The 20,088-nt window shown below is 68.5% G+C and carries 22 protein-coding genes; 10 read left to right on the forward strand and 12 right to left on the reverse strand.

What is annotated here, in order from left to right:
• Positions 1–110: 110 nt before the first annotated feature.
• Positions 111–1,310, forward strand: coding sequence for a LysR family transcriptional regulator (locus AC3WR5_RS20565; protein WP_492486740.1), 1,200 nt, complete (start codon positions 111–113; stop codon positions 1,308–1,310).
• A 201-nt stretch (positions 1,311–1,511) separates the two neighbouring features.
• On the opposite strand, the gene AC3WR5_RS20570 is transcribed toward AC3WR5_RS20565, so the two are convergent.
• From AC3WR5_RS20570 to alr, 5 genes are all read right to left on the reverse strand, one after another.
• Positions 1,512–2,891 carry an FG-GAP-like repeat-containing protein gene (locus AC3WR5_RS20570; RefSeq protein WP_492486742.1) on the reverse strand — a complete coding sequence of 460 codons (1,380 nt, stop codon included), beginning with the start codon at positions 2,889–2,891 and terminating at the stop codon, positions 1,512–1,514.
• 171 nt (positions 2,892–3,062) lie between these two features.
• Positions 3,063–4,157, reverse strand: a complete 1,095-nt coding sequence (locus AC3WR5_RS20575) for a TrmB family transcriptional regulator (RefSeq protein ID WP_492486743.1) — start codon at positions 4,155–4,157, stop codon at positions 3,063–3,065.
• A gap of 62 nt (positions 4,158–4,219) precedes the next feature.
• Positions 4,220–4,618 carry an alternative ribosome rescue aminoacyl-tRNA hydrolase ArfB gene (gene arfB, locus AC3WR5_RS20580; RefSeq protein ID WP_141292023.1) on the reverse strand — a complete coding sequence of 133 codons (399 nt, stop codon included), beginning with the start codon at positions 4,616–4,618 and terminating at the stop codon, positions 4,220–4,222.
• A gap of 4 nt (positions 4,619–4,622) precedes the next feature.
• Positions 4,623–5,117 carry an acyl-CoA thioesterase gene (locus AC3WR5_RS20585; protein WP_141292022.1) on the reverse strand — a complete coding sequence of 165 codons (495 nt, stop codon included), beginning with the start codon at positions 5,115–5,117 and terminating at the stop codon, positions 4,623–4,625.
• A 67-nt stretch (positions 5,118–5,184) separates the two neighbouring features.
• Positions 5,185–6,309 carry an alanine racemase gene (gene alr, locus AC3WR5_RS20590; RefSeq protein WP_492486745.1) on the reverse strand — a complete coding sequence of 375 codons (1,125 nt, stop codon included), beginning with the start codon at positions 6,307–6,309 and terminating at the stop codon, positions 5,185–5,187.
• Positions 6,310–6,474: 165 nt separating this feature from the next.
• Here alr and lplT point away from each other — a divergent pair, with 165 nt between their 5' ends.
• The 5 genes from lplT to AC3WR5_RS20615 all read left to right on the forward strand — a co-directional run bounded on the left by lplT (position 6,475) and on the right by AC3WR5_RS20615 (position 11,582).
• Complete coding sequence (lplT, locus tag AC3WR5_RS20595) at positions 6,475–7,752, forward strand: lysophospholipid transporter LplT (RefSeq protein ID WP_492486747.1); 1,278 nt, start codon at positions 6,475–6,477, stop codon at positions 7,750–7,752.
• Between the two features lie 7 nt (positions 7,753–7,759).
• On the forward strand, positions 7,760–8,632 hold the full coding sequence (locus AC3WR5_RS20600; protein ID WP_492486748.1) for a DMT family transporter: 873 nt from the start codon (positions 7,760–7,762) through the stop codon (positions 8,630–8,632).
• Between the two features lie 80 nt (positions 8,633–8,712).
• A complete protein-coding gene (locus AC3WR5_RS20605; protein WP_492486750.1) occupies positions 8,713–9,201 on the forward strand; it encodes a glutathione peroxidase in 489 nt (162 codons plus the stop codon).
• Entirely contained in the window at positions 9,198–10,316 is a 1,119-nt protein-coding gene (locus tag AC3WR5_RS20610; protein ID WP_492486751.1) for a DUF2332 domain-containing protein, read from the forward strand. Before AC3WR5_RS20605 ends, AC3WR5_RS20610 begins: the two co-directional genes overlap by 4 nt.
• Before the next feature lie 69 nt (positions 10,317–10,385).
• On the forward strand, positions 10,386–11,582 hold the full coding sequence (locus AC3WR5_RS20615) for an amino acid aminotransferase (RefSeq protein WP_492486752.1): 1,197 nt from the start codon (positions 10,386–10,388) through the stop codon (positions 11,580–11,582).
• A 7-nt stretch (positions 11,583–11,589) separates the two neighbouring features.
• On the opposite strand, the gene AC3WR5_RS20620 is transcribed toward AC3WR5_RS20615, so the two are convergent.
• A complete protein-coding gene (locus tag AC3WR5_RS20620) occupies positions 11,590–12,561 on the reverse strand; it encodes a LysR family transcriptional regulator (RefSeq protein ID WP_492486754.1) in 972 nt (323 codons plus the stop codon).
• A 126-nt stretch (positions 12,562–12,687) separates the two neighbouring features.
• Between AC3WR5_RS20620 and AC3WR5_RS20625 the strand changes: the two genes are divergently transcribed.
• Positions 12,688–12,873, forward strand: coding sequence for a hypothetical protein (locus AC3WR5_RS20625; RefSeq protein WP_141288944.1), 186 nt, complete (start codon positions 12,688–12,690; stop codon positions 12,871–12,873).
• A gap of 79 nt (positions 12,874–12,952) precedes the next feature.
• Positions 12,953–13,228, forward strand: a complete 276-nt coding sequence (locus tag AC3WR5_RS20630) for a hypothetical protein (protein WP_492486756.1) — start codon at positions 12,953–12,955, stop codon at positions 13,226–13,228.
• Positions 13,229–13,297: 69 nt separating this feature from the next.
• On the opposite strand, the gene AC3WR5_RS20635 is transcribed toward AC3WR5_RS20630, so the two are convergent.
• The 4 genes from AC3WR5_RS20635 to AC3WR5_RS20650 form a co-directional block, all read right to left on the reverse strand.
• Positions 13,298–13,708 carry a hypothetical protein gene (locus tag AC3WR5_RS20635; RefSeq protein ID WP_492486758.1) on the reverse strand — a complete coding sequence of 137 codons (411 nt, stop codon included), beginning with the start codon at positions 13,706–13,708 and terminating at the stop codon, positions 13,298–13,300.
• Positions 13,709–13,939: 231 nt separating this feature from the next.
• Complete coding sequence (locus AC3WR5_RS20640) at positions 13,940–14,353, reverse strand: hypothetical protein (protein WP_141288950.1); 414 nt, start codon at positions 14,351–14,353, stop codon at positions 13,940–13,942.
• Between the two features lie 183 nt (positions 14,354–14,536).
• Complete coding sequence (locus tag AC3WR5_RS20645) at positions 14,537–14,947, reverse strand: hypothetical protein (protein ID WP_492486760.1); 411 nt, start codon at positions 14,945–14,947, stop codon at positions 14,537–14,539.
• Positions 14,948–15,283: 336 nt separating this feature from the next.
• A complete protein-coding gene (locus tag AC3WR5_RS20650) occupies positions 15,284–15,661 on the reverse strand; it encodes a hypothetical protein (RefSeq protein WP_141288953.1) in 378 nt (125 codons plus the stop codon).
• Positions 15,662–15,958: 297 nt separating this feature from the next.
• On the opposite strand from AC3WR5_RS20650, the gene AC3WR5_RS20655 reads away from it, so the two are divergent.
• Both AC3WR5_RS20655 and AC3WR5_RS20660 read left to right on the forward strand, forming a co-directional pair.
• Positions 15,959–17,386, forward strand: a complete 1,428-nt coding sequence (locus AC3WR5_RS20655; protein ID WP_492486762.1) for an amidase — start codon at positions 15,959–15,961, stop codon at positions 17,384–17,386.
• Between the two features lie 36 nt (positions 17,387–17,422).
• A complete protein-coding gene (locus tag AC3WR5_RS20660; protein WP_492486764.1) occupies positions 17,423–18,850 on the forward strand; it encodes a tetratricopeptide repeat protein in 1,428 nt (475 codons plus the stop codon).
• A gap of 67 nt (positions 18,851–18,917) precedes the next feature.
• Here AC3WR5_RS20660 and AC3WR5_RS20665 read toward each other — a convergent pair whose 3' ends face one another.
• Positions 18,918–19,196 carry a hypothetical protein gene (locus AC3WR5_RS20665; protein WP_492486766.1) on the reverse strand — a complete coding sequence of 93 codons (279 nt, stop codon included), beginning with the start codon at positions 19,194–19,196 and terminating at the stop codon, positions 18,918–18,920.
• 101 nt (positions 19,197–19,297) lie between these two features.
• Positions 19,298–20,020, reverse strand: coding sequence for a helix-turn-helix transcriptional regulator (locus tag AC3WR5_RS20670; protein WP_231012910.1), 723 nt, complete (start codon positions 20,018–20,020; stop codon positions 19,298–19,300).
• Positions 20,021–20,088: the final 68 nt, after the last annotated feature.

Genomic DNA, 20,088 nt, shown 5'->3' on the forward strand with positions numbered 1-20,088 from the left:
CAGTGCAGCGAAGGATAGGCGTTGCGAGTGAAGGAATAAACACCCTGCGGCATGACACAGTTTTGTGGCTGGTGAAACAATGACGTCTCAGGTCAACGAAGGGATGCTGGATGGACAAGCTCAGTGCAATGCAGGCGTTTGCGCGCGTGGTCGAGGCAGGCACCTTCACCAAGGCGGCCGATTCGCTGGAACTACCCAAGGCCGCGGTGACCCGGCTGATCCAGTCGCTGGAGGAACACCTGGAGGTCAAGCTGCTGAACCGCACCACACGCCGCGTGACGGTCACGCCAGACGGCGCGGCCTACTACGAGCGGGTGAGCCGGCTGCTGGGCGAGATCGACGAGCTGGAAGGTTCGATCTCGCATGCGCGCGCCACGCCACGCGGGCGGTTGCGCATCGATGTGGCGTCTTCGGTCGCGCGGCTGCTGCTGATCCCGGCGCTGCCGGAGTTCCACGCCCGCTACCCGGACATCCAGATCGACCTGGGCGTGAGCGACCGGCCGGTGGACCTGGTGGGCGACAACGTGGATTGCGTGGTGCGCGGCGGCGAGATCACCGACCAATCATTGGTGGCGCGCCGCGTGGGTGCCTGGCGCTATGCCTGCGCCGCGGCACCCTCCTACGTGCGCGAGCACGGGCTGCCACTGCATCCGCGCGACCTGGAAAGCGGCGACCACAAGATCGTCAGCTACTTCTCGTCGCGCACTGGCCGGCAGTTCTCGTTCGACTTCAACCGCAAGGGCGAACGCGTGGAGGTGCAGGGCCGCTACCGGCTGTCGGTCAACGACGGCACCGCCTACATGACCGCCGGCCTGGCCGGGCTGGGCGTGGTGCAGGCGCCATTTTTCATGCTCAAGCCGCACATTGACGCGGCCGAGCTGGTGCCGCTGATGACGGACTGGGAGTCCGACCCGCTGCCGCTGTACGTGGTCTACCCGCCCAACCGGCACCTGAGCACCAAGCTGCGCGTCTTCGTCGACTGGGTGGCTGACCTGTTCGCCCGCCACACCGACGCCGAGGAACAGCTGCTGGCCGCCTGCTGCAAGGCCCGGGCAGCCAATGGCGAGGTGGACGCCTGCCTGGAACTCGAAAACTGGTACGCCCAGCTTGACGGCGAACACCAGGCCCGCAAGCTGGCGCGGGCCCAGGGCAAGCCGCTGCCACAACCGCAGCCCGCCGCCTGGCTGGCCAAGCGTGACCAGGCCGCCCAGCCATCCAAGCTGCCAGGCATGGCGCCGGTGCTGCAGGACGGCATGGCGACGCCCGCCGCCCAGCCGCTGCCGCAACCGCCGCAGGTCCTGGCAGCCTGATCAGCTGCCGCAGGCGCCGGCGCCGGCGCGGCTGGATCCGCCGCATGGGGCCGCCCGCTGCCACCGCCGCGGCAGCCGGTGAGGTGACGCTTTCACGCCACCGTCACCGCCCCAGGCCTGTTGGGCCTGGATGGGCGATAGGAAAACGCCGCGCAGCCGGCGGCGAACAGCCTCGCGCCTGCGCAAGGCCGGGAGCCTGCATCACTTGGGCACACCGAAGATCACGCGCACAACGCCTTGCTGGCTCAGGGTGTCGCTGTAGACGCCCGAGCCGGTGAGCAGGTCCGGTGCGCCATCGCCATTCACGTCGCCCACTTCCAGGCTCCTGCCGAACTCGTCGCGCGTGTTCTTGGCGCCGTTGAGCTTGTAGATGTGCGCGGTGTCGAAGCCGGTGGCCGTGCCACGGTAGACCCAGATCGCGCCAGGGAAGGGCTGGGTCTCGTCGTTGGGCCGGGCGAAGGACGAGGTGCCGACGACCAGGTCTGCATGGCCATCGCCGTCGAAATCGCGCTGGCCCAGCATGTTGTCGCCCATGAACAGCAGCTTGTCGCTGCCCGCGGTGATCGTCTGCGTGCGGGCAGAGCCGGACGGGCCGGTGGCGCTGCCGTAGAACACCGAGACCATGCCCGAGCTGGTGCCATCGGCGTAGCGCGGGGCGCCCACGGCCAGGTCGCCGAAGCCGTCGCCGTCCACGTCGCCGAGGAAGATGGCGTTGCTGCCGAAGTAGGCGTTGTCAGGCAGCGAAACCGGCGCATACAGCGTCTCGTCGCGATTGGCATAGCCGGTGGGCGTGCCGTGGTAGATCCAGGTCATGCCGGAGATGCCGCCGGTGGGGCTGCTGGCGCCGACGATCAGGTCCTTGATGCCATCCCCATTCACATCGCCCACATCGAAGATCTGGCCGAAGTAGATCCACGGCGCGGCGCCGGCCAGCGTGCTCACCGGCTTCTTCTTCAGGCCCTTTGGGCCGCCCTTGAAGATGTAGATCTGGCCCAGGCTGCCATTGGCGCCCATCGCGCCCACGGCGATGTCGTCGTAGCCGTCGTGGTTGAAGTCGCCCAGCGAGCGGATGCGAAAGCCGAAGAACGAGTTGGTCGACGGGCCTTCGAGGATCTGCTTGGGTTCGGCCGAGACGCCGTGTTCCTTGCCGAAGAAGACCAGCACGCCGCCGCTGTACTGCTGGGCGCCGGAGTAGTTGGACGCGCCGACGATGAGGTCCGGATAACCGTCGCCATTCACGTCTGCCACCACCGGCGAGGCGCCGACCTGGTCCCAGGCCATGGTGCCCTCGTAGTGGAAGGCGGCCTGCTGCGCAACGCCCTTGGCCTTGCCGTAGAAGATGTCCACGGCGCCGCGCATGTCAGTGCCGGCCGGCGAGCCAACCACCAGGTCCGGAATGCCGTCGTGGTTGAAGTCGCCTTGCACGTTCAGCAGCGAGCCGAATTGCTGGTTCGCAGCGGTGCCGAGCATCTGCTGGTCGACCTGGCCATCCTTGGTGGTGGCTTGCGCCACGCCGGTGCCGGCCAGGGCCAGCAGCGCTGCGCACAGCGTGGCGCGCTTCCATGAGTCCATCATCTTCATCTCTCAACTCCGTCGATCTGTGGGTGATCCGGGCTGCAGCTGTCGGGGTCTGCAACGGCGGTGTGACGGCATTGGAGGGCAGATGGATGCGCAGCGGACTGGCGGATTCCTGACATTTCACAATCCCGACACGCCGGCCGCGCGGGGCGGCGCGGCGTGCACCAGCGACGATCAGAAATCGCGCGAAAAGCGGCCTGCGGCGAGCCAGCCGCACTGGAAGCGGGAGCGCGCCTGCAACTGGTCGCTGAGCGCATGGATGCGGCGCAGCAGCGTGCGCTCGGAAATCTCCAGCACGCCGGCAATGGTCTTGTCGTTGGCGCCCGAGGCCAGCAGCGTGACCAGTGCGTGCAGCGACTTGTCGCCGGCCTCCTGCTGGCCTTCTGCCGGCGGCTCCAGGGCAGGTGCGGCCTGGACCCACAGCGATTCGAACAGCGCCCACAAGGCATCCAGCGCGGCGGTGGGCCCCAGCCGCAGCGCCGGGCCTTCGGGCGCCTCGCTGCGCAGCGGGATCAGCCCGCAGATGCGGTCGGCCAGCACCATCTTGAACGGCAGGCCGGCGTGCACGCGCACCTCGTCACCCGCGGCACGGGACTGGCGCACGGCCTCGTGCCAGCCCGGCCACTGCAGCAACTCCGGGCCGACGAGGGTGCGGTAGCGCACGCCGCGCCGCCTGGCCTGTTCGCGCGCGGCCTCCATCGCGTCTGGCGCCGAAACGACAAACGGCGGGCACATCACGATGGCCACCTCGCGCCGGGCGGCATGGTGCACCTGCAGGTACTCGGACAGTTGCACCTCGGCCTCGGCCGCCACCAGCCGCACTGCGTCGGATGCCGCCAGGCCTTCGCCGCGCATCAGCTCGCGCTGCAGGTCCGGCAGCACCTGCCGCGCCTGGTTCAGCTCGACCTGGCGCTCCATCAGCAGCAGCTCGATGGCCACCTCCGGCGCGGTCGCGAACCAGGCCTGCCCACCCTCGCAGCGCACCAGCCCGCGCTGCTGCAGCGAGACCAGCGCCGGCTCGACCTCGGCCGGCGGCCAACCCGCCAAGTGCGGCGCCAGCGTCAGGCCCGACAGGCCGGGCAGGCGCAGCAACGTGCGGTACAGGGCCTCGGCCTCGACGCTGAGGCCAAGGGTCTGCAGCGTCGGTGCAGCAGCGGTGCCGCGCACCGGGCGAGCCGCAGGCGCAGCAACATCGGAAGGATCAGGCAGGGTCACCTCGGCGAGGTTACCGCAGGGACTGCCGCCCATCAGGCCGACCTTGTCGATCAAGAATGTCTTTTCAGGCCGCATTCACGCGCTGAGGCGCTGGTTACTTGGCTGCCGCAGGGCGATCAGTCGCTGACCCGGCCGCGGCCGGCCTTGATGGCGCCACGCTTGACCTTCGAATCCACCCGGCGGCGCTGCGAGCCCTTGGTTGGCTTGGTGGCGCGGCGGGCCTTGGGCACGTGGGCGGCCTGGTCGACCATGGCCTGCAGCCGGGCCAGCGCGTCGGCCTGGTTCATCGGCAGGCTGCGGTGCTCTTGCGCCTTGATGACGATGACGCCGCCTTCGGTGATGCGCTGGTCGGCCAGCGCCAGCAGGCGCGCCTTCAGCGCTTCGGGCAGGCTGGAGGCGGCCACATCGAAGCGCAGGTGGACGGCGTTCGAGACCTTGTTGACGTTCTGGCCGCCAGCGCCCTGGGCGCGGATCGCGTGGAACTCGACCTCGCTGGGGTCCACCTTGGGCGGTATCACGTCAGGCCGTGGGTGGCGGCGCCTGCCGCACTTCGCGCTGGCGCTGTTCCATCTCGGTGCGCAGCTGGCGGCGGACCTTGGCGTTTTCGGCGCGGCGCTTTTCTTCTTCGGTGACGAGCTGGCGCGGCGGCACCGGCGCGGGCTTGCCATGGTCGTCCACCGCGACCATCGTGAAAAAGCAGCTGTTGGCGTGGCGCACGACCTGGCTGCGGATGTTCTCGGCCACGACTTTGATGCCGATTTCCATCGATGAGGTACCGGTGTGGTTCACCGCGGCCAGGAAGGTGACCAGCTCGCCGACGTGGATGGGCTGGCGGAACATCACCTGGTCGACGCTGAGCGTGACCACGTAGCGCCCGGCGTAGCGGCTGGCGCAGGCGTAGGCGACCTGGTCGAGGAACTTCAGGATGGTGCCGCCGTGCACGTTGCCGCTGAAGTTCGCCATGTCGGGCGTCATCAGCACGGTCATCGAGAGCTGGTGGGAGGGCTGGTCCATGGCGGCTGCGGGGTAAGGTGAAAAGGGCGGGGCGGCCAGGGCTGCCAGCAAGCGCCGCGCCAAGGGCTCACGGTGTTTCGCCGTCGCCCAGCACCCGCACCGGCACGCGCGGCGCGACCGCGCACATCAGCTCGTAGCCGATGGTGCCGGCTGCGCGGGCGACTTCGTCGATGGCCAGCACGCTGCCGCGCGGCCCGTGCCCCCACAGCGTGACGGCGCTGCCGACCTGCGCGGCCGGCACCGGGCCGAGGTCGACCGCCAGCATGTCCATCGAGACGCGGCCGATGGTGCGGGTGCGCACGCCGTCGACCAGGATGGGCGTGCCGGTGCCGCAGTGGCGCGGGTAGCCGTCGGCATAGCCGCAGGCGACGGTGCCCACGCGCATGGCCTGCTCGGCGACGAAACTGCTGCCGTAGCCCACGCTGTCGCCGGGCTGCAGTTCCTGGATGCCGATGATCTGCGAGCGCAGCGTCATGGCCGGGCGCAGGTTCCAGTGGGCAATGTCGTGCTCGGGGAAATCCGGTGCGCTGCCGTAGCTCATGATGCCGGCGCGCACCCAGTCGGAGCGGGCCCCGGAATTGGCCAGGTGGCGCAGCGTGGCGGCACTGTTGGCGAGTGAGCGCTCACCTGGCAGGTCATGCGTGGTGGCCAGCCATGTGGCGAGCTGGTGTTCGATGCCGTTGTGGCCGAAGCGGTCGGCGTCGGCGTCGGAGAAGTGGGTGATCAGCGAGATCTCTTCGACCTGCGGCAGCACGTTGAGCCGGGCCCAGGCGGCGCGGAAGGCGTCCGGCTTGAAGCCCAGGCGGTTCATGCCGCTGTTCATCTTCAGGAACACGCGGTGCGGCGTGTGGGTCTTGTGCGCGGCCAGCCAGTCGATCTGCTGCGGCTGGTGCACCACGTGCCAGAGGTTCAGGCGCGAGCAGAGTTCCAGGTCGCGCGGCTCGAAGCAGCCTTCCAGCAGCAGGATGGGGCCGCGCCAGTCCAGCGCGCGCAGGCGCTCGGCCTCGGCGAAGTCCAGCAGCGCAAAGCCGTCGGCCGCACGCAGCGCGTCGAAGCAGCGCTCGATGCCGTGGCCGTAGGCATTGGCCTTGACCACAGCCCAGACCCGGGCATCGGGCGCGAAGTCGCGGGCCCGGCCAATGTTGTGGCTCAGGGCATCGGGATGGATCAGGGCTTCGATCGGACGGGGCATGACGGGCGGCGCAGCATTTCCTTGGCGCGGCGATTGTGCCAGCCGCCCTGCGGCGGCCGCGCCCCACCCCCGTGCTATAAACCGCCCTCGCTCACAAGGAGACTTCGCGAGACGAACGGGCCGCTACCGCGACACAAGCCCGACGCCAGCACCGCTCTGCCCTGCATGAAAAAAGGCTTTTTCACCATCATGTCAGCGCAGTTCTTCAGCTCGCTGGCAGACAACGCATTGCTGGTCGGCGCGATCGAACTGCTCAAAAGCTCCGGCGCTGCCCCCTGGCAGATCCCGGCGCTGACGCCGATGTTCGCGCTGTTCTACGTGATCCTGGCGCCGCTGGTCGGCGCCTTCGCCGACGCCGTGCCCAAGGGCAAGGTGATGTTCTATTCGAACAGCATCAAGGTCGTGGGCTGCCTGATGATGCTGTTCGGCGGCCATCCGCTGTTCGCCTACGCCATCGTCGGCCTGGGCGCCGCGGCCTATTCGCCGGCCAAGTACGGCATCCTGACCGAACTGCTGCCGCCTTCGCAGCTGGTCCAGGCCAATGGCTGGATCGAAGGCCTGACCATCACCTCCATCATCCTGGGCGTGCTGCTGGGCGGCCAGCTGGTCGGCCCGCACATCTCGCCGATGCTGCTGGGTTTCGACCTGCCGATGATAGACACCGGCATCGACACGCCGCCGGAAGCGGCGATTGCCTCGCTGGTCGCGCTTTACGTGATCGCGGCGATCTTCAACCTGCGCATCCCGCGCACCGACGCGCCGCTGCAGCCGATGACGACCAATGTGCTGGCCCTGGTGCGCGACTTCGGCCACTGCAACACCCGGCTGTGGGCCGACCGGCTGGGCCAGATCTCGCTGGCCACGACCACGCTGTTCTGGGGCGTCTCGGGCAACCTGCGGGTCATCGTCTTCGCCTGGGCCGCCGTGGCGCTGGGCTTCTCGACCACCAAGGCTTCCAGCCTGGTCGGCGTGGTGGCCATCGGCACCGCCGTCGGCGCCGTGGCCGCTTCGATGCGGGTGCGGCTGGACAAGGCAACCACGGTGATTCCCCTGGGCATTGGCATGGGCTTGCTGGTGATCGGCCTGAACTTCATCACCAACGTCTGGGTGGCCGCACCCTTCCTGATGCTGCTGGGCCTGCTGGGCGGCTACCTGGTGGTGCCGATGAACGCGCTGCTGCAGCACCGTGGCCACAACCTGATGGGCGCTGGCCGTTCGATTGCGGTGCAGAACTTCAACGAGCAGGCCTGCATCCTGGGCCTGGGCGCGTTCTACACCGGCATGACGCGCGTCGGCCTGTCGGCCTTCTCGGCGATCACCGTGTTTGGCATCGGCGTGGCCGGGCTGATGTGGATGATCCGCCGCTGGCACCTGCGCAACACCGTTGCGCACCAGGCCGAGGTCGAACGGCTGCTGACCATCGCCCGCAGCGACCGGCACTGAGCTGCCGATGAGCGCGACGCCTGCCGCACACGCGGCGCGCCGGCCCGTGGCCGCGCTGCTGTTCAACGCGATGATCTGGGGCCTGACCTGGTGGCCGATGCGCGCGCTGCAGGCCAGGGGCATGCACCCGCTGTGGGCCACCGCGGTGATCTTCGCGCTGGCGGTGGTGGCCATTGGCCTGTGGAAGCCCCGCGCCTGGCGCGAGCTGGCCACCCAGCCCACGCTGTGGCTGATCCTGCTCGCCGCCGGCACCACCAACGCCTGCTTCAACTGGGGCATCACCGCTGGCGACGTGGTGCGCGTGGTGCTGCTGTTCTACCTGATGCCGCTGTGGACCGTGGTGCTGGCGCGGCTGGTGCTGCACGAGCCGGTCACCCGTGCCGCGCTGCTGCGCGTGGCCTTGGCGCTGGCCGGCGCAGTGCTCGTGCTGTGGCCTGCCGACGGTGAACACCTGAGCCAGGTCCAGCCCATCGACCTGCTGGGCCTGGCGGGCGGCTTCAGCTTTGCGCTGAACAACATCATGCTGCGGCGCGAATCGCAGCGCAGCGAAGGCGGCCGCGGGCTGGCGATGTTCCTCGGTGGCTGCCTGGTCTCTCTGGTGCTGACGCAGGTGCTGACGGTGCCCGCGCTGCCGCCACTGTCCGCCGGCTGGCTGCCCGGCGTGCTCGGGCTGGCGCTGGTCTACCTGGGCAGCAACCTGGCGCTGCAATACGGCGCGTCCCGGCTGCCGGCCAATGTCACCTCGGTGATCATGCTGACCGAGGTGCTGTGGGCCGCCGGCTCGGCGCTGGCACTGGGTGCCGGCGTGCTGACGCTGCAGCTGGCACTGGGCGGTGCGCTGATCGTCGCCGGCGCAGCACTGGCCGCGCTGCGGCCTTGAAGGCACCCACCGCGCTGCGACCTTGAACGCCGCGGCCGGCGCTACCATCCGTCACCTTTGCGTTTCGGATCGGGGTTTCCATGAGCGACAGCGTCTATGACTTCGAGGCCAAGGCCATCACCGGCGAAACCGTGCCGCTCAGGCAGTACCAGGGCCGGGTGCTGCTGATCGTCAACACCGCCAGCAAGTGCGGCTTCACGCCGCAGTTCGAAGGCCTGCAAAAGCTGTGGAAGGACTACCAGGACCGCGGCCTGACGGTGCTGGGTTTCCCAAGCAACCAGTTCCTCTCGCAGGACCCGGGCAGCAACGACGAGATCGCCTCGTTCTGCCAGCTGAACTACGGCGTGGACTTCCCGATGATGGCCAAGGTCGACGTCAACGGCGACGAAGCCACGCCGCTGTACCGCTGGCTCAAGGGCGAAAAGCCAGGCCTGCTAGGCATCGAGGCCATCAAGTGGAACTTCACCAAGTTCCTGATCGGCAAGGACGGCCAGGTGCTCAAGCGCTATGCGCCGCAGGACGCACCGGAGAAGCTGGCCAAGGACATCGAGGCAGCGCTGGCTGCATGATCGCGGCGCCCTCGTTCGACGCGCCGCTGGCGGACCATCCGCAGGCCGCGCTGCTGGACCACAGCGGCCCAGCGTTTGCCGATGAGCCGCTGTACCCGCCGCTGTGCCGGCTGATCGCGCGCTCGGCCGGCCTGTTGTCCTTGCTGGACAACGCGCCGCCCACGCAGCGGCTGCCGAACCTGATCCTCGCGGCGCTGCATCACGAGGTGCTGCGGGCGGGCAGCGCGAACGGTCTGGGCGGCTGGTACGCCAGCGTGGGTGGAACGCGGTCACCGGACGACCCGGCGCTACCAGCCGCGCTGGCGGCGTTTGCCAACGCCCATGCGACTGCATTGCGCGAGCTGATCGCCACCCGCCGCACGCAAACCAACGAGATTGGCCGCTGCACGGTGCTGAAGCCGGCGCTGGACGAGATTGCGCGCCATCACGGACCGCGGCTGGCCTTGTTCGACTTCGGTTGCAGCGCTGGGTTGAACCTGGCGGTGGACCGCTATCGCTGCGACTACCGCGGCGATGCGTCGGGCGGTTTGCCTTGCCGCGTCGTTGGCGCTGCACCCGAAGCGCTGGAGGCGCCGCCGAGCTGGACGCTGGCTGCGCGCTGCGGCGTGGACCAGGCGACCATCGACGTGCAGGACGAAGACGCGCTGCGCTGGCTGATGGCCTGCCTGTGGCCCTCGGATGCGCCGCGGCGGAACCGGCTGGCGATGGCGGTGGCCGAAACCCGCGCGCTGCGGCCGGCGGTCATCCAGGCGGAGGACGGGCTGGCGGTGCTGGCACGCTGGCTGGACGAACTGCCGGCCGGCGTGGTGCCGGTGCTGTTCAACAGCTGGGTGCTGTTCTATTTCGCGCCGGCCGATTTGGCGGCGCATGTCACACGCGTGCAGCGGCTGGTGCAGCAGCGCGGTCTGTTGTGGTTGAGCGCAGAGGGCGCGCAACACAACCAGCCACTGGCGCCCGAATTGGCATTGGCGACCACGCCGGTGCCGGGTGAGCCCGGCACGTCGCCCGCCAACCAGACCTTCTGGCTGCTGACCGAGCCGGGGCCCGAAGTGCCGCAGACCCGGCTGCTGGCGCGCTCGCACCCGCATGGCGCGTGGCTGGAATGGCGGGCCTGAACACGGGGAGGGTCCCGGCGGGATAATGCCAATCCGCTTGTTTCCCTCACCAAGACAGGACTCCTCCGCATGTTCGCGCACATCCCGCCCTACGCTGGCGACCCCATTCTTTCGCTGAACGAAGACTTCCAGAAGGACCCGCGGGCGGACAAGATCAACCTGTCGATCGGCATCTACTTCGATGACGAAGGCCGCATCCCGGTGATGGCCGCGGTGCGCGAAGCCGAGCAGCGCGTGGCGCAACAGACGGGTCCCAAGCCCTACCTGCCGATGGAAGGCCTGGCGGCGTTCCGCACCGAGGTGCAGAAGCTGCTGTTCGGCGCCGATCACCCGGCACTGGCCGAAGGCCGTGTGGCCACCATCCAGAGCGTGGGCTCCAGCGGCGGCCTGAAGGTCGGTGCGGACTTCATCAAGCAGTGGTTCCCGGACGCCGCGATCTGGGTCAGCGACCCGACCTGGGACAACCACAAGGCGGTGTTCGAAGGCGCCGGCCTCACCGTCAACACCTACCCGTACTACGACGCCGCGACCGGTGGCCTGCGCTTCGACGCCATGCTGGCCGCTTTGCGCGAACTGCCGGCACGCAGCGTGGTGCTGCTGCACGCCTGCTGCCACAACCCGACCGGCGTGGACCTGACACCGGCGCAGTGGGAAGCGCTGATCCCGGTGCTGCGCGAGCGCGAGCTGCTGCCCTTCCTGGATCTGGCCTACCAGGGCTTTGGTGACGGGATGGACGCGGACGCCTTCGCCGTGCGCGCGCTGGCCAGTGCCGGGCTGGCGTTTTTCGTCGCCAACTCCTTCTCCAAGAGCATGAGCGTGTACGGCGAGCGCTGCGGCGCGCTGAGCGTGGTCTGCCCGAGCAAGGCCGAGGCGGCGCTGGTGCTGGGCCAGCTGAAGTTCACGGTGCGGCGCAACTATTCGAACCCGCCGATGCACGGCGGCCAGATCGTCGCCACGCTGCTGGGCTCGCCCGAGTTGCGCAGCACCTGGGCGCTGGAGCTGGATGCCATGCGCGAGCGCATCCAGGCGATGCGCAAGCAGCTGCACGCCATCGTCAGCGCCAAGGTGCCGGGCCGCGACTTCGGCTACTTCCTGACCCAGCGCGGCATGTTCAGCTACACGGGGCTGAGCCCTGCGCAGGTGGACCGCCTGCGCGAGGAATTCGGCGTCTACATCCTGCGCTCGGGCCGCATGTGCGTGGCCGGGCTGAACAGCCACAACGTCGAGCGCACCGCGCAGGCGATGGCGGCGGTGCTGGCGGACTGAGGCCGGTTCAAGCCGCCGATTCATCGACCCGGGCGACGGCCTCGTCCGGATCGGCCGCCAGCGGCCCTTGCGCGATCAGCCCGCGCAGCCAGGCATGTGCCGGGTCCGCGTCCCGGCGCATGTGCCACAGCATGTCCACATGCACGCGGCCAAGCTGGAACGGCAAGGCCTTGATGACCAGGCCGTGTTCGTAGCCGGTTGCCGCGAGGAAGCGCCGCGGCAGCACGGTCAGCAGGTCCGAACTGGTCACCACCTGGCCAGCGGTGTGGAACTGGTTCACCGTCAGCACGATGCGGCGGCGCCGGCCCAGGCCGGACAAGGCCTGGTCCACGAAGCCATGCGCTCGGCCTGAAAAGCTGACCAGCAGGTGATGGGCGGCGCAGAAGTCGTCCAGCGTCAGCGCGCCCTGCGCCAGCGGGTGGCCCTGGCGCATCACGCAGACGTAGCGCGTGTCATACAGGCGCAGCTGGCGCAGCGTCGCGTCATCGCCCTGCGAGCGCAGTGCGGCGATCACGTCGGGGAAATAGCCCACCGCGAGGTCGGCCTCGCCCTGCTCCAGCAGCTGGCGTGGGTCTCGCGTGGTCAGCGGCTGCACGCGCAGGTTGGCCAGCGCACGCTGGGTTTCGATGCTCTTGATGACGCGCGGCATCAGCAGCACGGCGGTCGCGTCGACCATCGCCAGGCGGAAGTTCACCGGTTCGGCGGTCGGGTCGTAAGTGCCAGGCGCCAGCGCCTGCTGCAGGCCAGCCAGCGCGGCGCGCACCTGCGGCCACAAGGCCTCGGCCTTGGCCGTGGGCTTCATGCCGCGCGCGCTGCGCTGGAACAGCGATTCGCCCACGGCATCGTGCAGGCGCTTCAGCGCATGGCTGACAGCGGGCTGCGTCATCGCCAGCACCTGGGCCGCGCGCGTCAGGCTGCCCTCGGCCATCACCGTGTCGAAGATGCGGAGCAGGTTCAGGTCCAGGGTGCGAAAGTTCACGGATGGCAGTCATATAAGCAGCATGCATACCTATGCTGCACACTATTCAGTAGACCATGCGGAGGGAAAACCCTAGTATTCATCCCATCGCAGCGTCAAAGCCTGCTTCAACGAAAGTCTCCAGCCATGCAAACCGCCACCTCTTACCCCAGCAGCGCCACCTACCGTGCCGCTTCGCTGCGTCAGGTTGCCTTGCAGCGCCTGAAGCAGAAGCTGTCCCTGGTCTGGAAGGTCATGGAGGCCTACGGCAACCGCCGCGCTGCGCAGCACATGCAGATGATGGGTGTGCCCTTCGAATCCCGCCGCCCCTGACGCGGCAACACAGTGGCGCCGTCTGGCGGACGCCACTCGCTGAATTTCTCGCCAGTTGCCATCCTTCAGGAGCGACATCATGAGTGCCATCACTTCCCAGACCTTCAACCACGGCCCGGCGCTGAACATCCCCCGCGGTGCCAAGCTCGGCGCGGACCTGTTCCTCGCCGCCGGCCGCCTGCTGAGCCGCATGCTCAAGGGCAATGCCCGCCCCACCGCGCAAAGCAGCCGCCTGGCCGAAGCCGAGCAGGTGCGTGAACTGGCCCACCAGTGGGAGCGCACCGACCCCGGCTTCGCTGCCGACCTGCGTGCCGCCGCCGCGCGCCACGAAAGCGACGCGCATTTCCTGGCCTGAACGCCAAGCCTGCGCTTTCCAGCGCAGCCCTGAAAAACACCCGCTCCGGCGGGTGTTTTGCTTTGGGCCTCAGCGTGTGGCCGGCCGGCTGCCGCCGGTCTTCAAGGGCAAGATGTCGATCTTGCTCCAGGTGCCTGAATTCAGCACCACGCCTTGCCAATCGAACACCGTCCAGGTTTCGTCATCGCGGATCCACCAGGTCACCTCATGGTGGGAGGAATGCGTCGCGGCATAACCCGTGGTGCCGAACACATAACTGATCTTGCCTTTCAGGCTGGACGCCTGCATGCCACCCAGCAGGAAATTGGCCCCCTGGCAATCGACATTCATCCAGTGCCCAGCCGCCCCCGTGTCGCCTTCGGTGGTCAATTCGGTGAAATAGTCACAATAACCATCCAACACGACGGCTGACGGCACGGCGGCGAGGGCCGAGGCCATGCCTGCGGCCAAGGTCATCAGCGTCAAAGCTTGCTTGTACATGCGCGGCTTTCTTCCCATAGGTTGGAAACAGTGAATCGAGCAATCGCTTGATATGCACAAAAACAGCCACGGCACATCGGCTCATGAAATTGATGCACAAGCATGACCGGTTCAAACCACTTCGGACAGCCCCAGATCGAGGGAGTCGCCGCGTCGCCTCGCTCGCGCACGGTCATGAAAAAACCCGCCGAAGCGGGTTGGGTCTGGGCAGGCGATGAGTCGCAAGCTGCGTCAAGGTTGCCAAGAGGGCCGGGCCCCCACTGGCGCCACCCAGCCACGCACCTTGGGTGACCAGGTGCCGCTGTTGATGTATTGGCCGGTGGTGGTGTAGACCGACCAAGTGCGGTCGCCCCGGATCACCCAGGTGAACTCGTAGCCGCCGGTGAACGCCGCAACGCCCGTGGTGCTCATCGAGTAACCCCAGGCACCAGTGCCCGCGTCACGCACCTGTGCGCCGCCGCTGGTGGCGGTGCTGCCAGCGCAATCCAGGTTCTGCCAGGTGCCGGCAGCCCCGGAACTGCCCTCGGTCGTCAGGTCACTGAAACCATCGCAATAGCCATCGAACTTGATGGCGGAATTGACGAAGGCATGGGCCATGCCGGTGCTCGCGATGAGCGCCGAGGCCATCAACCATTGCTTGAACATGTGCAAACTCCTTTGCCTGTGGCTGCCTGCGGTCCGTCAGCGAAACGGCTCCTCGTTGCAGGCGGCAAACTTCAGGAAACTGGAATGTCGGGAAGGCGAATGCAGGCGAGGCCGGGACACCAGGTCCTGTGGCCATCGGCCAGCTTCACGCGCCCTACGCGAATGAGGCGAAGCGCGAACGCATCAGTTGCCCAGCACCGCCTTCTGGCCCACGGTCAGGCTGGTGCGTGGCGTCCATTTGCCCTTGCCCACCAGCACGCCCTTGTAGTTGTACAGACGCCAGTTCTGGTCCTCCGTGATCCAGTAGGTCGCCTCCCGGCCGCCCATGCTGCTCAGGGCCAGGCCCTGGGAGCCCATCACGGCACCGACGGCCTGCGCGTTGTAGGCCGGCGTGGCCGCGCCACCGATCTGCACCGAAATGCCGGTGCAACTGACGTTGGACCAGGTACCGGAATAGCCCCCGCCCGCGACGGGCGTCAGGTTCTCGAGGTAATCACAGTAGGCATCGCCGAGCGAAATGGCGGATGGCAGGTCCGCGTGGGCGACGCCCATGCAAGCCGCAAGAACAGCGGCTGTGGCCAGTTTCTTGTACATATCGCAACTCTCCTGTTTGAGGTTTGGATCAACTGCCCGCGCCAATGCGCAAAACGGCCCAAGGACAGTTGGTCGATAGAGTTACGCAAAGCCCTTTGTGTTTCAAAGTGTTTTCCCTAAACCCCTAGACCTAGGGGCATTTGCCACCCACCGTGACTACTGCGGAAGACTCCTCTCACGAGGACAGCCCAATCTCGCAAACGGCCAGAAAGGCGAAGGGAAAAATCACTTTCACGTCGTGTGTTAAATCACTGCCCGGAAAGAAAAACACCCGCCAAGGCGGGTGTTTTTGTGGGCATGAAACCCCGGTCGCGGCGCTCGCCGCTTGCGAACGCCTTACTTGGGGCTGGTCGCGGTCCAGGTGCCGGTGAACACGGCAACGCCTTGGTAGTTGTACATGACGGCGGAACCATCGTCGCGCAGCCACCAGGTCACCTCGTGGCCGGACGACAGGGCCAGGCCAGTGGCGCCGGTGGTGCCGAGCACGTAGCCAATGCGGATCTGCGAGCCCGAGCGAACTTGCGCGCCGCCAGCAGGAATGCTGAAGCCGGTGCAACTGTTGACCCAGGTACCGGCGGCACCTTGGGTGCCTTCGGTGGTCAGGTCCACGAAGGTGTCGCAGGTGCCGTTGATGGAAACGGCGGAGGGTATATAAGCCTGGGCTGCGCCCATGGCAGCGGCGAGCACGGCAGCAGTGGCAAACTTTTTGATCATGAAAACAGTTCCTCGGTAGTGGTTCTGAGGCAACGGCCCGCGCAGTAGAGCGCGATACACCCAGAGACACCTGTCTCACGTCGTCGCCAAGAATCATTCTCGGTGGGCAGCTTCCTGCCCTGTCCCCCTTGATCATGGGGGATGTCAGCCGGCGCGGCGGGACTTTGTCACGGTTCATCGGTCTCATCGGTGGCGGCCGTGCTGGGTAAGATGGTGTAACGCCCGGCGTCGGCCCTTGATCAAGGTCAAGTCACCAAATCGGGGACATGACCGCCAAAAGCCAACAGGAGTCTCGAATTGGCCGACCTGCATGCCCTGAGTGCGACAGAACTGACGCCGATGTACCACACCGGCACCCTCTCCCCTGTGGATGTCACGCGCGCAGTGCTGGCCCACATCGAGGCCTGGGAACCGCAGCTGTGCGCCACCTGGGCGCTGGACGCCGACGAGGCGCTGCGCATGGCCACGGCGTCAGAAGCGCGCTGGGCCGCAGGCGCATCGCTGGGTCCGCTGGACGGTGTGCCGGTCACGCTGAAGGAAAACATCGCCACCCGTGGCGTGCCGCAGCCGCTGGGCTGCGCAGCCACCGCGCTGACGCCCGCCGTAGAGGACGCGCCTCCGGCGGCCCGGCTGCGCGAGGCCGGTGCGGTGTTTGTCGCCCGCACCACGATGCCGGACTGGGGCATGCTGAGTTCCGGCCTGTCCAGCTTCCACAAACTGGCGCGCAACCCCTGGGACTTGCGCAAGAACCCGGGCGGATCGAGCGCCGGCGCGGCGGCCGCGGCGGCCGCGGGCTACGGCCCGCTGCACCTGGGCACCGACATTGGCGGCTCGATCCGCCTGCCCGCCAGTTGGTGCGGCGTGGTCGGCTTCAAGCCCAGCCTGGGCCGCATCCCCATCAAGCCGCCCTACGCCGGCCGCGTCGCCGGGCCCATCTGCCGGACCGTGGCGGATGCCGCACTGGCGATGCAGACATTGAGCCGGCCCGACTGGCGCGATGCGACCAGCCTGCCTGCGCAGCCCATCGCCTGGGCCGAGCACGGCCAGCGTGCAGCGCAGGCCGACAGCGGCCGCGCTGCCACGGGCTTGCGCATCGGCCTGCTGCTGGACGCCGGCTGGGGCGACGCATTGCAACCCGCGGTGCGCGCGGCCATCGAAGCCGCCGCCCGCGCCTTCGAGGCGCAGGGTGCCGTGGTCGAGCCCATCGGCCCGGTCAGCACCCGCGCGATGGTGCAGGGCCTGGACCGCTTCTGGCGCATGCGCTCATGGATGGACTACGCGACGCTGCCGCCCGAGCGCCAGGCCAAGGTGCTGCCCTACATCCGCGACTGGATCGCCAGCGGCCAGCAGCTCAGCGCCGCCGAAGTCTTCCAGGGCCACGCGCAGATCGCCGCGCTGCGCGACGCCGCGGTCACGGCCACCCATGGCTTCGACTACGTGCTCTCGCCCGTCAGCCCCGACGTGGCCTTCCCCGCCGAGCAGGCCAGCCCGCTGAACGACCCGGCGCGGCCCTTCGAGCACATTGCCTACACCTTGCCGTGGAACATGAGCGAGCAGCCTGCGCTGTCGGTGCCCGCCGGGCACGATGCTGCAGGCCTGCCCATCGGGCTGCAAATCATCGGCCGCCGGCACGACGACCTGGGCGTGCTGCAACTGGGTGCGCTGTGGGAACGCCTGCGCCCTGCCCTGCGCCCCTGGCCGGCGCCACCGCCGGCCAGGGGCTGAAAAAGCGCAGCATCCGTGCTGGCTTACATTCCTGCCATGCCCCCTCCGGTCGACGAATCCCCGCCGCCTGCAGTCCCACCCGCCACCGGCGCCCCCGCGCCCATCCCGACGCCCGTCGCCAGCCAGCTGCGCGACGCCCGCGACCAGCGCCTGGGCACCGCTTCGCGCGAAGCCGCCGACCGGGCCGAGACCGCGCTGTGGCGCATGATGTCCTTCAGCGAAACGCCGCTGGCCGACCTGGACGCCGCCATCGCTGCCGATCCCGGCTGGGGCCTGCCGCGCATCATGAAAGCCGGCTACCTGCTGGGCCTGACCGAGGCCAGCCAGCTGGCGCCGGCCCGCCAGTTGCTGGACCAGGCCGAGCCGCTGCAGGCCAACGCCCCCGAGCGCGAGCGGGCCCACCTCGAAGCGCTGCGCGCCATCGCCGAAGGCCGCTGGCAGCTGGCCTGCCGGCGCTGGGACGCCCTGCTGCTGGAATACCCGCGCGACGCGCTGGCGCTGCAATGGGCTCACCAGTGGGACTACCTGCAGGGCGACACCGCCAGCCTGCGCAGCCGCCCGGCCCAGGTGCTGCCCGAGTGGGACGAGGCCGACCCGCTGTTCCCGCAGGTGCTGGGGCTCTACGCATCCGGTCTGGAAGAAAACAACTGCTACCCGCAGGCCGAGGACGCCGGCCGGCGTGCGGTGGCCGGCGGCGCCAGCGTGCCGTGGGCAGTGCATGCGGTGGCCCATGTGCTGCACATGAGCGGCCGGCTGGAAGACGGCAACGCCTGGCTGCGCCAGCACCAGCCGAACTGGGCCGAAGGCAATGCCTTTGCCAGTCACCTGTGGTGGCACATGGGCCTGTTCCGGCTCGAAGCGCTGGACCTGCCGGGCGCGCACCGCTTGCTGGACGCTCACTTTTCCGGCGACATGCTGCAGAGCAGCTTCCAGCAGTTCGACGCGGTGTCGCTGTTGTGGCGCATGCACCTGATGGGCGAAGACGTCAGCGCCCGCTTTGTCGAACTGCTGCGTGGCTGGTCACCCCCGGTCAGCGAAGCCGGCCACCGGGCCTTCACCGACCTGCACGTCACGCTGGCCTGCATTGGTGCGGGCGAGCTGCTGCAGGCCGAAGGCTGGCTGGCGCGCTGCGCCGAGCGCGCGATGCAGCCTGAAGACGTGCGCCGCAGCAACCACACCACCGCCCGAGAAGTCGGCCTGCCGCTGATGCGCGGGCTGCTGGCGCTGGCCAAAGGCGACCCGGACGCCGCCGTGCAACAACTGCACGCGGTGCGCCCGCAACTGCGCCGCCTGGGCGGCAGCCACCTGCAGCGCGACCTCTTGGACCAGACCCTGATGGCCGCCGCCGCGCAAGCCCGCCACGCCCCCATCGGCCGCGCACTGCTCAACGAGTGCCTGATGGCCAAGCCGGTGGTGACCCCGCTGACCCGCCATTGGGCGGACCGCCTGCACCTCGACATCTGAGCGCTGATCCGCGGCTGTTTCCACGGCCGACGGTCGATGCAGCCCGGCCCGGGCCGGGCCGGGTGCCCTATCGCAGTTGTTCAGCGTGATCCAGCCATTGGTGCAAGGCTTGCACCACGTCGGCGCGGCTGAAGCTGCAGCTTTCTTCGCCCAGCATCACCGCCATGTCCAAGGGGGCCAGCAAGCGCTCCAGCACGGTGGAATAGCGGTCCGGCAGGCTGTGCCATTGCAGCGTGGCCATGCGAAAACGCGCGCAGGTCACGTCCGGCCGCAGCGTGCCGGCCTCCAGCTGCGCCAGCGTGTTGCGCAGCTGTGAAACGGGGCCAATGGAATCGGCAATCATCATGGCGCGGGCCTCCCGGAATGAGGAAGACAGATAAGAGACAGGCGGCAAGCCCCATGCAAACATCAGGCCCACCCTGTTGCGGCCCCCTGGCTGGCCGCCATTCAAGCCGACGGCCGCGGTCCCGTCGCGCGGGCCGCAGCCCAGCCGCTGCGCTCGGAATGGCGCAGGAAGTCGGCCAGCGTGCGACCGGCGTCATCGCGGAAGCGGTCGTCCAGCCGCTCGGCGTCGACGATGCGGTCCAGCCGGAAGCTGCGGAAATCCTGCCGCAGCTCGCACCAGGCGCCCAGCGTCCACACGGCCCCCCAGAAGAAGCAGCCGAGCGGACGCACCTTGCGCTCTGACGGCGCGCCGCCTTCGTCGCGGTACAGCAGCCGCAGCAGGTGGCGAGACTCGGCCGCCTGGCGCAGCACGGCCAGCCGCCCCAGCGTGGCCGCGTCCGGCCCCACGGCCGGCACGAACAGCACCTGCGCCTCGGCAGCGGCGCGCGCCGCGCTCGGCAGCACCGCCAGGATCTTTGACAGCGCGTTTTCGGCCTGCGCCACCAGCGCCGAGTCCATGCGCGGCCCGGCCATGCGCACCGCGGCCACCAGCGCCTTGGCCTCGTCGGTGCTGAACATCAGCGGCGGCAGCTCATAGCCCGCACCCAGCCGGTAGCCCACGCCCGCTTCGCCTTCGATCGGCACGCCCTGCGCCTGCAGGTCGGCCACGTCGCGGTACAGCGTGCGCAGCGAGACTTCCAGCCGCCCGGCCAGCCAGGCAGCAGTGGACAGCCGTCGGCCGCGGATCAGCTGCACCAGCTGGAACAGCCGGTCAGCGCGGCGCATGGTGGGCGGGGCACAAACACATGGCGACAGTTTAAGAAGGCCTGCTGGCGCATTTACCGTTCGTGGGA

It is taken from the genome of Ideonella sp. FW305-24, from assembly GCF_058788035.1.